Raw genomic sequence first — 15,069 nt, forward strand, 5'->3', positions numbered from 1 at the left:
CCAGTAAATCCAGTATGTTGAAAATTAGAGAAAATTCATTGTAAATTTCAACATCTGGAGGGGGTATGTCTAAACCTATGGGGGGTGGTGCGTCTGAATCTCAGTTCTGGCGGAACTATCAAAACATTTTGGTTCAGAAACAGGTCAATCCGCAGCATTTTCAGTGGTATGTCAAATGGTGTCAGCAGTTTACCAAATTTATTGGCGCATTGCCATTAATGGATTGCCAACCCGCCCATGTCTCGGTTTTTCTCGATAACCTCAAGTCAAGCAAGGCTATCGAGGAGTGGCAGTATCGTCAGGCTCGTACGGCTTTGTGGTACCTGTTCCGTGATTATCTGAAGATTTCCTGGGCTGCAGATGGCCAGAGGAATCGAGCAGTACCTCAATATCCTTCAAGACCTCCGGCTCTTTCCGAAGCCCATCAGGCAACGCTGAGGAAGCTGCGCAGCACTCTGGTCGGCCGTCAGTATGCCAAACGCACGGTCGGCGCCTACCTGGATTGGGCGACGAGGTTTCTGGGCTACTATCCCCATCGGAACATTGCCGATCTGGATGCCGCTGCCGTCAGGGCTTACCTGTCCGATCTGGCTGAGACGCACAACGTGGCAGTCAATACGCAGAAGCAGGCGCTCAATGCTCTGGTCTTTCTATTTCAGGAATCGGAAAAAATTCCCTTGGGGGATTTTTCCGACTTTGCCCGAGCCAGGAAGCCCATCAAGGTGCCGGTGGTGCTCTCACGCGATGAGGTCTCGGCTTTATTGCGAGAGCTGCCCTCCCCGTTGTCTTTGATGGGCAACTTGCTCTATGGGGGTGGAATGCGTCTCATGGAGGTGATCCGCTTGCGCATCAAGGATGTGGATTTTGCGCTGGGCCAGATTGTGGTGCGCGATGGCAAGGGGCGTAAGGATCGCATCACCATGCTGCCTGAAATCTGTCTTGATCCCCTTAAGCAGCAGATTGCCGAGGCTCGTCTGATTCATGCCCAGGATCTGGCCAAGAACTACGGGGAGGTCTGGCTGCCCTCGGCCTTGATAAAAAAATACCCCGGTGCCGCCCGTGACTGGCGCTGGCAGTACGTCTTTCCTGCCTCGCGGATGAGCGTCGACCCCGAGAGCGGCAAGGTGAGGCGTCATCACTTTGATGAGTCGGCTGTGCAGCGCGCGGTCCGCGAGGCTGCCCGCCAGATCGGTCTGAGCAAGACGGTGACGCCCCACACCCTGCGCCATTCCTTTGCCACCCATCTGCTCGAATCGGGCTACGACATCCGCACCGTACAGGAGCTTCTGGGGCATGCGGATGTCGCCACGACCATGATCTATACCCATGTGCTGAGCCGGCCGGGTATCGGGGTGCGCAGCCCTTTGGACGTTGTCTGATATCCCTTTTGGGCGACGCTTTGATGGTGCGGCCGAATCGCAGGCAAAATCCCTTTTTGCCAACGGTCGCCCCCTCTGGTATATTTTCTGCCTACCTATCTTAAATCCCAGAGGTTTTTCATGGCTGCCGACACTGACCAGCAAGACGACGACCTGCGTATCCGCGAGATCACCATCGATGATTTTCCGGTGGTCTTTCATATCGGGGAAGAGCTGTTTACTTCCGATTATTCGCCCAGCATGTATCGCACCTGGGACGAGTACGAAATTACCACGCTTTACAATTCGGACAGCGAACTGTGCCTGGTGGCGGAATACCGGGGATTGATTCTGGGCTTTGCCCTGGGCACCACGGTGGCGAAGAGCAATTCGGCCTGGAAATACGGCTATCTGGTGTGGCTGGGGGTGAAGCCGGGCATCCAGAAGGGCGGCGTGGGGTCGGCGCTGTTCAAGGAGATCAAGCGGCGCATGCGCGAGCAGGGGGTGCGCATGATTATTATCGACACCGACGCCGATAACGTGGCGGGTATCCGCTTTTTTGAGAAGCAGGGTTTTGGTAATCCTCAGCAGCACGTCTACATGACTCTCAATCTTTCGCGCAAGACCAAGCGCAAGAGGAGTAAACCGGTATGAGCGACCGTCTGGAGCGTGTCTGGCACGCCATCGACCCGGCCCGGCTGCGCACGACGCTGATGGAGATGCTGGAGATCTATTCGCCGGCGGGCAAGGAGGAGGATGTGCAGCTCTACCTGGAAGAGGTTCTGCAGCGGGCCGGCTTTGCCGTGGAGCGGCAGGAGGTGGAGGAGGACCGCTTCAACCTGCGGGTGACGATGGGGAGCGCGCCGCCGCGCCTCTACCTGGTGGGTCATGTCGATACGGTGCCGGCCTGGGATCTGGAAGAGTTTGAGCCGGTGGAAGAGTGGGGCGTGGTGCGTGGTCTCGGCAGCGCCGACATGAAGGGGGGCTGCGCCGCCATGGTGGAGACCTTTATCGCCCTGGCTTCCCTGCCGGACGCGGAGCGGCCGCCGGTGGGGCTGCTGCTGGTGGTGGGGGAGGAGGAGAACGGCGACGGCAGCGCCACCTTTTTGCAGACCGAGACGCCGCCCTGGGTGGTGATCGGCGAACCGACCTCGCTGGCGCCCTGTTTCAGTCATTACGGCTATCTGGAGGCGGGGCTGGTCACGCGCGGCCGCCGCATCCATTCGTCGCTGCCCGAGCTGGGCCACAACGCCATCGAGTCGATGCTGCGGGTGCTGCTGCACCTGGGGCGCCACCCGCTGTTCAGCCGCGAGACGCCGGAGCTGGTCTATTCCATCCGCGAGCTCAGTTCGTCGCGGGCGGGCTTCGTGGTGCCCGACCGCTGCGAGACCTGGATCGATATCCATCTGCCGCCCGAGATCGATCCGGCCGTTGTGCGACAGGAGATGGAGAAGCAGGTCGAAGAGGCCTCGGCCTTTGTGGACAGCCTGGAAATCGAGATGACCTTCACCTTCGATTCCCGCGGCTACCGACTGGACGCCGACAACTGGCTGGCCGGGGTGCTGGAGGAGGTCTATCCACGTCTGAATCTGCCCCTGCAGCATGACGCTTTCCGCTCCCACTCGGACGGCAACCTCTTTTTTGAAGCCGGCGTCAAACCGCTTATTCTCGGGCCCGGTTCGCTGGAGACGGCCCACACCCCGGATGAACAGACCACCTTGGGACAGGTGGAGGACGCCGCCCGTATCTACGCCGCTCTCTGTCTGGCGGCCGAGTAGGCAATTCTGCAGACGACGGGAGCCTGAGGGCCAGGCGGGCGAACCCCTTGCATTAGAACCATTTTTTTTTTATGCTCGTAGGGTCCGGCGATGAAGCTGGTATGGATAACGGTATCCCTAAATGAATAAGAGGTGAGTGCATGACGACAGAAACCAAAGACATGATCAAGCGGGGGATTGACGCCGCCGAGCGCGGCAATATGGTGGAGGCGATTCATCTGCTGGAGAACGCGGCCAAGGACGCCAAGACGCCCATGGTCAAGTCCTATCTGGCCTATTGCCTGGCCCGGGAGCATCGGCAGCTGAAGCAGGCGGCCAGCATGTGCCACGAGGCCATGCAGCTCGACCCGAACAATCCGGTTCACTATCTCAACCTGGGCCGCATTTATATTCTGGCCGATCAGAAGTATCGCGCCATTCAGACGTTTCGCAAAGGGCTCAAGCTGGGGCGCAATGCCCGCATCGTGGCCGAACTCAAGAACCTGGGGCTGCGCAAGCCCTCCGTATTTCCCGCTCTTTCCCGCGATAATCCGCTGAATAAATACCTCGGCATTCTGTCCTCCAAGCTGGGAGTCCGTTGACCGGCGGCCGCTCCCTGTGGACGCAGCGCTTCTTTTCTTCAACCGGTCAAGGCGCCGGTGACAGGGGGACCAGGTCATGATGGACAAAGATGGAACCGCCAGCGACCGCTGGCAGCGCGACCTGACGCGCCTGGCCGGGCGGCGTTTCGACGCCCTCATTGTCGGTGGCGGCATCAACGGGGCCGGGCTGGCGCGCGACCTGGCTCTGCGCGGTCTGCAGGTGGCGCTGGTGGAAAAGGGCGATTTTGCCTCGGGTACCTCGAGTACCTCGACCAAACTCATCCACGGCGGCCTGCGCTACCTGGAAACCTACAGCTTCCATCTGGTTTTCGAGTCCCAGCGGGAGCGCAGAACCCTGCAGCACATCGCCCCCCATCTGGTGCGTCCTCTCTCCTTTCTCATCCCCGTCTATCGGGATGACCCCCGCCCCCTGTGGATGATCCGGGCCGGACTCACCCTCTATGATCTGCTGGCTCTTTTTCGCAACACCCACCATCACAGTATTCTCTCCGCCGAGGAAGCTCTGCGGCGGGAGCCCGTGCTGCAGGACGCCGGCCTGGTCGGCGTGGCTCGTTACTGGGACTGCCGTATGGACGATGCCCGCCTCTGCCTCGAAAACGTACTGGCGGCGGTGGAGGCCGGGGCCGAGGCCGTGAACTATGCCGAAGTGGTGGAGCTGCTCAAACGGGAAGGGCGCACCTGCGGCGCCCTGGTGCGCGATCGGGAGAGCGGTGCCGAGCTGGAGGTAGAGGCCGAGGTGGTGGTCAATACGGCTGGCCCCTGGCTGGATAAAGTCTGCGCCCTGGATGGCGACACCGACCGCAAGCTGCGCCCCACCCGCGGCACGCACATCGTGGTGCCGCGCATCAGTCGGGGGGGCGAGGCCCTTTACCTGAGCTCCAAGAGCGACGCCCGCCTCTTTTTTGTTGTCCCCTGGGGCGACTATTCGTTGGTGGGCACCACCGACGTCGACTATGCCGGTGACCCCGACACGGTGACGCCGACAGAGGACGATATCGATTATCTGCTGGCCGAATCGGGTCGCCACCTGCGCGATCACCCGCTGCGGCGCCAGGATGTGCTGGCGGCCTTTGCCGGTCTGCGCCCCCTGGTGGCGGAAGAGTCGGTGAAGGCTTCCCGCGTCTCCCGCGAGCATCGCATCTTTGTCTCTTCATCCGGGCTGATTTCCGTCGGCGGCGGCAAATATACCACCTATCGTTCCATGGCGGCCGAGATGGCCGACCTGGTGGTCCGGCGCTTGGGACGCGGGCAGGCAGATTGCCGGACGGACCGCCTGCCGCTGCCGGGCGGCCAGACGGGTGATTTTGACCGCTATGTCCAGGACCGGCTGGCCGCGCTCTGCGGGCGCAGCGGGCTGTCGCCGCGGGTCATGGAACGCCTGCTGGGCCTTTACGGCAGCCGCATCGACCAGGTGCTGGCCCTGGGCCGCCGTGAGCCCGGTCTGCTGGAACCGGTCAGCTCCGGTTCCGAACTGCTGGGCGTGCAGGTGGCCTACGCCGCCGACTTTGAGCTGGCCCGTACGGTGGAAGATGTGTTGCGGCGCCGCAGCAGCCTGGCGCTGGAGGAAGGCTGCGGTCTGGCCGATGCGGAGGCGGTGGCCGACCTGCTGGGTGAGCGGCTGCAGGCGGCGACGACCCAAAGACAGGAATGGCTGCGGCATTACCGCCGCGTTACCCATGGGCAAGGAAAGGAAAGGGCATGAATCTTCACCTGAAAAAAGGCTCCCCTCTGCAGCAGAAGACCGCCTGTCTGGTGCTGGGGGTATTTGAAGGCAAGTTCAAGACGCCGCTGCTCAAGGAACTCGATCAGGCTCTCGGGGGTGCTCTGGGCCGGGCGGTGCGCGACGGCGAATTCACCGGCAAGGTGCGCGAGACCGTCCTCTTTCATCCCGGCAAGGCCCTGCCGGCGGAAAGGGTGCTGCTGGCCGGGCTCGGCAAAGAGAAGAGCGCCGGCCTCGAATATCTGCGTCAGGTGGCCGGTACGGTGAGCGGCGCTCTGCAGTCACGGCGTATCCACTCCTTTGCCTGCAATTTCCTCAGCCTCCCGGTGCGGGGCGGCGGTCTGGCGGAGCGGGCGCAGGCTATTGCCGAAGGATTGCTGCTGGGAACGTACCGTTTCGACCGTTTCCGCACGGAGAACGGCAAGGAGCTCCCTCCCCCCCTGAAGGACGGGGTGCTGCTGGTGGATAAGCAGGCGGAGGTGACTGCCGCCCGCCGCGGCCTGGACGAGGCCCGCGCCATCTGCCGGGGGGTCTGTCTGGCCCGGGACCTGGTCAATGAGCCCGGCAACGTGAAGTCTCCCGAATACCTGGCCCAGACCGCCCGAACTTTGGCTGACGAAGGGAGCTTCGCCCTGCGGGTACTCGAGCGGGACGCCCTGGAGAAAGAAGGTTTCGGGGGGCTGCTGGGCGTGGCGCAGGGGAGCGTGCGGGAGCCCCGCCTGATCGTCATGGAATACAGCGGTGGCAGCAGCGAGGCCAAGCCCATCGTGCTGGTGGGCAAAGGCGTGGTTTTTGACGCCGGCGGCATTTCGCTCAAACCGGCGGAAAAGATGGACGAGATGAAGATGGACATGGCCGGGGCGGCCGCCGTGCTGGGCACCTTTCAGGCCGTGGCGGCGCTGAAGCTGCCCATCAATCTCGTCGGCATCGTGCCGGCGGTGGAAAACATGCCGTCGGGTTCGGCCATGCGCCCGGGGGATATCCTCACCTCTCTGTCGGGCCGCACTATCGAGGTGCTCAACACCGACGCCGAGGGACGCCTGATTCTGGCCGACGCCCTGACCTGGGCCAAGCGCTATGAACCGCGCCTGGTCATCGACCTCGCTACCCTGACGGGAGCCTGCGTCATCGCCTTGGGGCACCAGGCCACGGCGGTGCTGGGCAACCACGACGGCCTCATCCGCCAGCTCATTAGGGCCGGCGAGAACAGTGGCGAGCGCCTCTGGCAGCTGCCCCTGTGGGACGAATATGCCGCCCAGCTCAAGAGCGACGTGGCCGACCTCAAGAACACGGGGGGAAGACCGGCCGGGACCATCACCGCCGCCGCCTTCTTGCAGAAGTTCGCGGAGGATACCTCCTGGGCCCACCTGGACATCGCCGGCACGGCCTGGGAAGAAAAGGGACGGCCTTATGTGCCCAAGGGGGGGACTGGGGTCGGCGTTCGTCTGCTCGTCCACTACCTCAAGACGGTGGCCGGGGCTTAGAACCCATTAATTCTGCGACAAAATCTCACGCTGAGCCATTGACAGAGCCCGTCTTGGTGCTACCTTTTAATTAAGCTTAAAAAACGAGGTGGCCGATGCTGAGGTACTGCGCTTGGTGTGGAAAATACCAGGGATACGTCGTGGGAGCCGGGCACCAGATTCGCAAGAATTTGAGTGAGATCGACACGGCGACCATCTGTGTCACCTGTATGGCCAAGGTTCTGGGGGAGATGCCGAACTCCTGGCGGCATAAAAGCTGAGCCTGGCCTGTATAGAAGGAGAAAAGGGGATACGCCTCTGCGGGGGTGCGTCCCCTTTTTTGTGTCGGCGCCTGGGGGGGGCGGCCGCCGCGAAACAACAGTTGACACCTCAAGGGCCAACCTGTAAAGATTGGGCACATTTCAAGGGGAGGTACAGGTCATACCATGAGCAACGAAGGCAATAAAGTCATCTATTCGATGATCGGCGTCAGCAAGTTCTACAACAAGAAGCCGGTCCTCAAGGATATCTATCTGTCCTACTTCTACGGCGCCAAGATCGGCGTCCTCGGCCTCAACGGCTCGGGCAAAAGCTCGCTGCTGCGCATTCTGGCCGGAGTGGACAAGGACTTCAACGGCAAGACCATCCTTTCAGACGGCTACACCGTCGGCTACCTGGAGCAGGAGCCGCTCCTTGACGATAACCGCACCGTGCGGCAGATCGTCGAGGAGGGCGTGCAGGAAACCGTTGATCTGCTCAAGGAATTCGAAGAGATCAACATGAAGTTCGCCGAGCCGATGAGCGACGATGAAATGGCGGCGCTCTGCGACCGGCAGGCCCAGGTACAGGAAAAACTCGACGCCCAGGACGCCTGGGATCTTGACTCGCGGCTGGAGATGGCTATGGACGCCCTGCGCTGCCCCCCCGGCGAGACGCAGGTCGCTGTCCTCTCCGGGGGCGAGAAGCGCCGCGTGGCGCTGTGCCGTCTGCTGCTGCAGAAGCCGGACATCCTGCTGCTGGACGAGCCGACCAACCACCTCGACGCCGAGACCGTCGGCTGGCTCGAGCAGCACCTGCAGCGCTATGCCGGCACCGTCATCGCCGTCACCCACGACCGGTACTTCCTCGACAACGTCGCCGGCTGGATTCTGGAGCTCGACCGGGGCGAAGGCATCCCCTGGAAGGGCAACTATTCTTCCTGGCTGGAGCAGAAGCAGGAGCGTCTGCGTCAGGAAGAGAAGGCCGAGTCGAACCGGCAGAAGACGCTGGAGCGCGAACTGGAGTGGATCCGCATGTCCCCCAAGGGGCGGCATGCCAAGGGGCAGGCCCGCATCAGCGCCTACGAAAAGCTGTTGGGGCAGGAGAACGAAAAACGCGCCCAGGATCTGGAGCTTTACATTCCGCCGGGGCCCCGTCTTGGCAACGTGGTCATCGAGGCCAAGGAGGTTAGCAAGGCCTACGGCGAGCGCCTGCTGGTGGAAAACATGACCTTCAACCTTCCCCCCGGCGGCCTCGTCGGGATCATCGGTCCCAACGGCGCCGGCAAGACGACCCTGTTCCGCATGATCACGGGGCAGGAGCAGCCCGATGCCGGCAGCATCCGCATTGGCGACACGGTAAAGCTGGCCTACGTCGACCAGAGCCGCACGCTCGACCCCGAAAAGACCATCTGGCAGGAGATTTCCGGCGGGCAGGAGCAGATTCAGCTCGGCAAGCAGCTGATCAGCTCCCGCGGCTACGTCTCTCGCTTCAACTTCTCCGGGGCCGACCAGCAGAAGAAGGTCGGCAGTCTCTCCGGTGGCGAGCGCAACCGTGTGCACCTGGCCAAGATGCTGCGCGAGGAGGCCAACGTGCTGCTGCTGGACGAGCCGACCAACGACCTGGACGTCAACACCATGCGGGCGCTGGAGGAGGCCCTCGAGAACTACGCCGGCTGCGCCGTGGTTATCAGCCACGACCGCTGGTTTCTCGACCGCATCGCCACCCATATCCTTGCCTTCGAGGGGGACAGTCGCGTCGTCTGGTTCGAGGGGAACTATTCGGAATACGAGGCCGACCGCAAAGCCCGTCTCGGTGCCGCCGCCGACCAGCCCCACCGCATCAAGTACCGGCAGCTCACCCGCTGAAGCTCCTTTATCCGTCAAACAAAAACGCCCATCCCGTCGCTGCCGGGGTGGGCGTTTTGCGTTACAGAAGATCGTGTGCCTTGGTGGTGAAAAAGGTTGAAGTCAGGCGCCAGACGTCAGACGGTCGAGAAACTCCACTACCAGGGGGGTGAACTTTTCCGGCTCCACCAAAAAGGAGTCGTGGCCGTAGTCCGAATCGATGAGGTGATAGGCGACCGGTTTGCCCAGACGGGTGAGAACGTCGACCACCTCTTCGGTTTGGGAGGGCGGGTAGAGCCAGTCGGAGGTAAAGGCGAACCAGAGCGAGGGACACTGCAGGTTGGTCAGGGCTTCTTCGAGCCCGTCGAAGTTCCAGGCCACGTCGTAAAGATCGAGGGCTTTGGCCAGGTAGAGGAAAGAATTGGTGTCGAAGCGGTCGACGAAGCTGCTGCCGTTGTATTCGAGGTAGCGTTCGACCTCGAAGCGGCCGAAAAAGTCGAAGAGACCGTCACGGGCGGAAAAGCGGCGACCGAACTTCAGGTGCATGGAGGCGTCGGACAGAAAGGAGACATGACCGACGGCCCGGGCCAGGGTCATTCCGTCTGCCGGCGGGTGTTCGGGCTTGTAGTTCCCCTTTTTCCACATGGGATCGTTGAAGATGGCCTGTCGGGCCAGGGAGTTGAGGGCGATGGCCATGGGCGAGGTGCGGCCGGTGCCAGCGATGGGGATGATGGAGCGGGGGACTTCCGGATAGAGGATGCCCCATTCCAGGGCTTGCATGGCGCCCATGCTGCCGCCGATGACAGTGACCAGGGAAGAGATGTTCAGGTGGTCGAGCAGCAGCTTCTGCGCCCGGACCATGTCCCGGACCATGAGGACCGGAAAGCTGAGATTGTAGGGGCGGTCGGTGCGGGGATTGAGGCTGGTCGGGCCGGTGGAGCCCTTGCAGGAGCCGATGACGTTGGAACAGAGGATGAAGTAGCGGTTGGTGTCGAGGACCTTGCCGGGGCCGATCATGTCGTCCCACCAGCCGGGCTTGCGGTCCTCTTCCGAGTGGCGGCCGGCGGCGTGGGCGTCGCCGGTCCAGGCGTGGGTGACCAGAATGGCGTTAGAGCGGTCGCGGTTGAGGGTGCCGTAGGTCTCGTAGGCCAAGGTGATGGGCCCGAGGACGCGGCCGCTTTCAAGCTTCAGCTCGACGTCGAAAGTGACCGATTCGGTTTTGACCAGGCCGATGGATTGGTTCAACGCGCGACACCCTTTGACGTAAAAAGGCCCCTTCCCAGGGTGACAGGAGGGGCCTTGACGATACGGGAAAAGATAAGCGCGTATCTTTCGGGCTCCGTCCTCATCTGTCCCTGTTACAGGGCAGGAATTAGCACCTGGCATCCGCATCTGCGGATCGGTTGCTGTGGCTTCACAGGGCCTTTCCCTCCACCACTCGCGATAAAGACGATGCAATTGTGCTTGGGACTCTAACGAATCACGGCGGGTTTGTCAAATGCATTCGTTGCCGTACCAATGAAGAGACGCCGGCCGTTTGACGAGGTCGAATGGTGGAGGGTATAATGAAAACAGATAGAAGGTTAGGAGGCCGGCAAGGTCTCCTTGTTCGCCCTGGATGACTCGCCCTCCTGGTCTCCAGGGTATTTTTTGTCCCGATTCAGCGCGACTCGTCGCGAAGGTGTTGTAAATTGTTTTTCTCCTGCTGGGCCAGGTCGGCGAAGGTATAGCTTTTGAGGACGGCCATCATCTTTTCCTGAACTTCATGCCAGGCGCCATGAACGGGGCAGAAGACGTCGCGGGAACAGGCCCCGTTCTTTTCGAGACAGAGATTCAGGTGCAAGGGACCCTCTTCGGCTTCAACGATGTCCAGCAGGCTGACCTGGGTGGGGTCCTTGGCCAAAAAGAAACCGCCGCCGACTCCCCGCTGCGAGCCGACGATGCCCGCCTTGATGAGAGGCTGCAGAACTTTGGTGAGAAAGGCCGGCGTGATGTCCTGCGTCTGGCAGATATCCTTTTTGTAGACGATCTCTCCCTCGGGCTGTTTGGCCAGAAAAAGCAGGGCTCTGATAGCGTACTCGGTGGCGCGGGTGATAACCAAAATGGAACCTCCTATTGATAACCGTATGGGTTATGGATACCTGCCGGCTAGTCTTTTGTCAATGGCAAAGGCAGGTCGTATCGCAAATGGCGATCTCTTGACAGGGCGCCGGCGCGCGGGCATCATCTAGTCCTGATGCGTGGTGATGTGATCAAGAACCCTGAAAAAAGCCTGCAGACCGTTGGGCGTTTTGCCCCCAGTCCCACTGGCCCTCTGCATTTCGGCTCCCTGGTAGCGGCTGTCGGCAGCTACTGTCTGGCCCGTCGGGACCAGGGCAAATGGCTGGTGCGGATCGAGGACCTGGACCGGCCCCGGGTGGTGGCAGGGGCCGCCGACCTCATTCTGTCGACCCTGGAGGAACTCGGCTTCGAATGGGACGAAGCGCCTGTTTACCAGAGCCGACGTATGGCCCGCTACGAAGAGGTGCTGAGCCGCCTCAATGAGGGCGGCCATATCTTCCCCTGTGCCTGTTCGCGGCGGGAGGTTCTGGCCAGCGCGCCCCATCCGGGCGAAGAAGGGCCGGTCTATGGGGGGACTTGTCGTCAGGGAATTCCTCCCGGGCGGTCGCCCCGTTCCCTGCGCCTGCGAGTACCTGCGGGGTCCCGGCTGTTTGTCGATGGTATCTTCGGCCCGGTGGAGCAATGTCTGGCCAGTGCCGTCGGTGATTTTGTCCTGCGCCGGGCCGACGGGCTTTTTGCCTATCAGCTGGCGGTGGTGGTCGACGACGCCGACAGCGGCGTGAACCAGGTGGTGCGCGGCGCGGACCTGCTTCACTCCACTCCGCGGCAGATTTATCTCTATGCCTGTCTGGGCTGGCCGGTGCCCCGCTACCTCCATTTGCCCCTGGCGCTGGATGCCGCCGGCGAAAAAATCAGCAAGCGCCAGGGTGAGGTGTCCCGCCGCCGTCATGGCGAAAACGGCCGGTTGCTCGCCCAGGCTCTGTGCTTTCTGGGGCAGGCGGTGCCGCCGGAGCTGGTACGGGCGCCGCCCGGGGAGATTCTGCGCTGGGGCGTGGAGCATTTTCGCCTGGAGGCTGTCCCCCGCGAGAATCGTATAGCCGGTGACTGACGGTTGGCCCGGGTTGAAAGCAAAAATAAATGGAGAAGGGAGGAAGATCATGCGTAGGATATCCCTGTTGTTGATCTTTGTGCTGCTGGCTGGCTGCGGCGGCGGTTATTTCAAGGTGCCCAAGGAGGAATATCAGGTCCGAATCCGTACGCTCGGCGTCCTGCCGCTGCTGGTGGACGAAAAGGTTTCGCTGGGTCATCCCGACGAGAGCCTTATCTTCGAACTGCTGCAGCGGGAGAATGCCGGCAAGGAAGAGCTCCTCGTCGAGGCGCTGCGTGCCCAGAAGGGTTATTTTGATGTGCGGCGCCTTGGCGGTCATCCGCAGGATCTCGTTTATGGTCTGGTGCAAGGCAGAGCCCTGGGCGGCGAGGGCAAAACGCTCTATCGGCGTTACGCCTTCAATGCCGAGGCCGTCAGGAATATTACGGACGGACATGTGGTGGATGGACTGCTGGTGGTTATTCTCAACGGTCTGCAGAGACCGGAAAAACGCTGGGATCGCACCCGGCTGAAGTATCTGGAAGCGGACTACAGCGCTATTCAGGTCACCGCCGCCGTCGTCACCCCGACGGGTGAGGTGGTCTGGGAATATCCAAGTCCGCCGGGGAGCGAATTTCTGCTTCTGCAGTATCCGGATTTCGATGAGGCCTATTACAACCGGGCCGAGGCGGTCGCCATCAAAGACATTTCGATACAAGGTTTGCGACGTGCCCTGCAGGAGCGGACGAGAGGCTTGCTGGGCCAAGAGAAGGAGCCCGAGGTCTACCGGAAACTCTTCGGCGAGCTGGCCGCTCAGCTGCAGCCAGCCACCTTCCAGCTGCCGGGCAAGGCCCCGGCTGCTGCCGCCGCCACGGAGGGGACCTCTCCGCGCCCCTAGCCGACTATACCCGGGAGCCTGGCCAGGCTCCCGGGAAAGACGCGGAAAAGTGACGAATGAGTATTGACATCATCAGGTAAAGATAGTAGATAGTTTGAGCAAGTTTATCCATCTAGTCTCCCCAGGTTCGCCTTTATTTCGATTTTTCACTCCGTCGGGACAGCCAGGTCAGCGGCATTTTCATATAAAAAGAGGTCTGCTTCGTCCAAATTCTGAGTGTGGACACCCAGCATTATGGAATCCTTGACGGGAGGTCCTGTCGCTCCATCCTTTTTTCCATACCATTCCTTTATAAAAAAGCTAATCCATAGATTGAAAATCACATATTTCAAACATGCTTATGCCAGTGGTGCGTTGCGGGGCCTTTCCTTTTGAAGGTGCTGCTTTCTGCCGTGCGCGGTAGTGTCAAGGAGAAAAAATGAATCTCAAGGAACTTAAGGACAAGAAGATTGCCGATCTGGCGGCGATCGGCAAGGAGCTGAAAATCGAAGGGGCGGCGGGGATGCGCAAGCAGGACCTGATCTTTGCCATCCTCAACTCCACGGCAGAAAAGAACGGGGCCATCTTCGGCGAAGGCGTTCTGGAGATTCTGCCCGACGGGTTCGGTTTTCTGCGGGCGCCGGACGCCAACTATCTGCCCGGCCCGGATGATATCTATGTCTCCCCTTCCCAGATCCGTCGCTTCAATCTGCGCACCGGCGACACCGTTTCCGGGCAGATTCGCCCCCCCAAAGAAGGGGAGCGCTATTTCGCCCTGCTGAAAGTCTCCGAAGTCAACTTTGAACATCCCGCCGTCGCCCGCGACAAGACCCTTTTCGACAACCTGACCCCGCTCTATCCTGAAGAACGGATTCTTCTGGAGACCACCAGTGACAACCTGCCGATGCGGGTCATGGATCTGGCGGCTCCCATCGGCAAGGGGCAGCGCGGCCTGATCGTGGCGCCGCCGCGCACAGGCAAGACCATGCTGCTGCAGAACATCGCCAACTCTATCACCACCAACCACCCCGAGGTCTACCTGATCGTGCTGCTCATCGACGAGCGACCCGAGGAGGTCACCGACATGCAGCGATCGGTCAAGGGCGAGGTCATTTCCTCGACCTTTGACGAGCCCGCCACCCGCCACGTCCAGGTGGCCGAAATGGTCATCGAGAAAGCTCGCCGCCTGGTGGAACACAAGCGGGACGTGGTTATTCTGCTCGATTCCATCACCCGTCTGGCCCGGGCCTATAATACAGTGGTGCCGCCTTCCGGCAAGATTCTTTCCGGCGGGGTCGATTCCAACGCCCTGCACAAGCCGAAGCGCTTTTTCGGTGCCGCCCGCAATATCGAAGAGGGGGGCAGCCTGACTATCATCGCCACCGCCCTTATAGACACCGGCAGCAAGATGGACGAGGTCATTTTCGAGGAGTTCAAGGGGACGGGCAATATGGAACTGCAGCTTGATCGCCGTCTGGTGGACAAGCGCACCTTCCCGGCCATCGACATCAACAAGTCGGGGACCCGCCGCGAGGAGCTCCTGCTCGACTCGACCTCTCTGCAGCGCATCTGGCTGCTGCGCAAAGTGCTTTCCAGTATGAACGTGGTCGACAGTATGGAGTTTCTGCTGGAGAAGCTGGCCGAGACCAAGTGCAATCAGGAGTTTCTCGACTCGATGAATCGCTAGCCGGTTCGACAAGAAAGCACTTGCATGGGCGGGGGTAAAAATGGTATGTACTCTCTTTGCCTGAAAAGCACGAAAAATATCGGCCTGTACAAAGCCAGGCTCCAAGGAGAAAAGACATGAAAGACGGAATCCACCCCAAGTACGAAGCCGTGACGGTCAAGTGTCACTGCGGTAACACCTTCGAAACCCGCTCCACCCGCAAGGACGAGATCACCACCGAGATCTGCTCGGCCTGCCACCCCTTCTACACCGGCAAGCAGAAGCTGATCGATACCGCTGGCCGCATCGATCGTTTCCGCAAGAAGTACGGCACCAAGTAGTCTGCAGGAGA

At 61.1% G+C, this 15,069-nt stretch carries 14 protein-coding genes and 1 riboswitch; of the genes, 12 read left to right on the forward strand and 2 right to left on the reverse strand.

What is annotated here, in order from left to right; all coding sequences use genetic code 11:
• Positions 1 to 65 precede the first annotated feature (65 nt).
• The 8 genes from MJO47_RS05385 to ettA all read left to right on the forward strand — a co-directional run bounded on the left by MJO47_RS05385 (position 66) and on the right by ettA (position 9,047).
• Complete coding sequence (locus MJO47_RS05385; RefSeq protein WP_253960090.1) at positions 66 to 1,379, forward strand: integron integrase; 1,314 nt, start codon at positions 66 to 68, stop codon at positions 1,377 to 1,379.
• A 120-nt stretch (positions 1,380 to 1,499) separates the two neighbouring features.
• Complete coding sequence (locus MJO47_RS05390; protein WP_253960091.1) at positions 1,500 to 2,012, forward strand: GNAT family N-acetyltransferase; 513 nt, start codon at positions 1,500 to 1,502, stop codon at positions 2,010 to 2,012.
• On the forward strand, positions 2,009 to 3,136 hold the full coding sequence (locus tag MJO47_RS05395; protein WP_253960092.1) for a M20 family metallopeptidase: 1,128 nt from the start codon (positions 2,009 to 2,011) through the stop codon (positions 3,134 to 3,136). The genes MJO47_RS05390 and MJO47_RS05395 overlap by 4 nt, the downstream gene beginning before the upstream one ends.
• A gap of 140 nt (positions 3,137 to 3,276) precedes the next feature.
• The gene (locus MJO47_RS05400; protein ID WP_253960093.1) at positions 3,277 to 3,717 is read left to right on the forward strand and encodes a M48 family metallopeptidase; all 441 of its coding nucleotides are present in this window, start codon (positions 3,277 to 3,279) and stop codon (positions 3,715 to 3,717) included.
• Positions 3,718 to 3,793: 76 nt separating this feature from the next.
• Entirely contained in the window at positions 3,794 to 5,440 is a 1,647-nt protein-coding gene (gene glpD, locus MJO47_RS05405; RefSeq protein WP_253960094.1) for a glycerol-3-phosphate dehydrogenase, read from the forward strand.
• Positions 5,437 to 6,942 (forward strand): leucyl aminopeptidase, encoded by a 1,506-nt coding sequence (locus tag MJO47_RS05410; RefSeq protein ID WP_253960095.1) that lies wholly within the window; start codon positions 5,437 to 5,439, stop codon positions 6,940 to 6,942. Before glpD ends, MJO47_RS05410 begins: the two co-directional genes overlap by 4 nt.
• 95 nt (positions 6,943 to 7,037) lie before the next feature.
• A complete protein-coding gene (locus tag MJO47_RS05415; RefSeq protein ID WP_253960096.1) occupies positions 7,038 to 7,202 on the forward strand; it encodes a hypothetical protein in 165 nt (54 codons plus the stop codon).
• Between the two features lie 165 nt (positions 7,203 to 7,367).
• Complete coding sequence (gene ettA / locus MJO47_RS05420; protein WP_253960097.1) at positions 7,368 to 9,047, forward strand: energy-dependent translational throttle protein EttA; 1,680 nt, start codon at positions 7,368 to 7,370, stop codon at positions 9,045 to 9,047.
• A 102-nt stretch (positions 9,048 to 9,149) separates the two neighbouring features.
• Here ettA and MJO47_RS05425 read toward each other — a convergent pair whose 3' ends face one another.
• Positions 9,150 to 10,271, reverse strand: a complete 1,122-nt coding sequence (locus MJO47_RS05425; protein ID WP_253960098.1) for a homoserine O-acetyltransferase — start codon at positions 10,269 to 10,271, stop codon at positions 9,150 to 9,152.
• Between the two features lie 97 nt (positions 10,272 to 10,368).
• A riboswitch (SAM riboswitch) is annotated at positions 10,369 to 10,476 on the reverse strand.
• Between the two features lie 210 nt (positions 10,477 to 10,686).
• Complete coding sequence (locus tag MJO47_RS05430) at positions 10,687 to 11,127, reverse strand: Rrf2 family transcriptional regulator (RefSeq protein WP_253960099.1); 441 nt, start codon at positions 11,125 to 11,127, stop codon at positions 10,687 to 10,689.
• Between the two features lie 135 nt (positions 11,128 to 11,262).
• On the opposite strand from MJO47_RS05430, the gene gluQRS reads away from it, so the two are divergent.
• From gluQRS to rpmE, 4 genes are all read left to right on the forward strand, one after another.
• Positions 11,263 to 12,195, forward strand: coding sequence for a tRNA glutamyl-Q(34) synthetase GluQRS (gluQRS, locus tag MJO47_RS05435; RefSeq protein ID WP_371926629.1), 933 nt, complete (start codon positions 11,263 to 11,265; stop codon positions 12,193 to 12,195).
• A gap of 49 nt (positions 12,196 to 12,244) precedes the next feature.
• Positions 12,245 to 13,072 (forward strand): hypothetical protein, encoded by an 828-nt coding sequence (locus MJO47_RS05440; protein ID WP_253960101.1) that lies wholly within the window; start codon positions 12,245 to 12,247, stop codon positions 13,070 to 13,072.
• 418 nt (positions 13,073 to 13,490) lie between these two features.
• Positions 13,491 to 14,738, forward strand: coding sequence for a transcription termination factor Rho (rho, locus tag MJO47_RS05445; protein ID WP_253960102.1), 1,248 nt, complete (start codon positions 13,491 to 13,493; stop codon positions 14,736 to 14,738).
• A 116-nt stretch (positions 14,739 to 14,854) separates the two neighbouring features.
• On the forward strand, positions 14,855 to 15,058 hold the full coding sequence (gene rpmE, locus MJO47_RS05450) for a 50S ribosomal protein L31 (RefSeq protein ID WP_155874954.1): 204 nt from the start codon (positions 14,855 to 14,857) through the stop codon (positions 15,056 to 15,058).
• Positions 15,059 to 15,069: the final 11 nt, after the last annotated feature.

This window comes from Desulfuromonas sp. KJ2020 (assembly GCF_024197615.1).
GTDB lineage: Bacteria > Desulfobacterota > Desulfuromonadia > Desulfuromonadales > SZUA-540 > SZUA-540.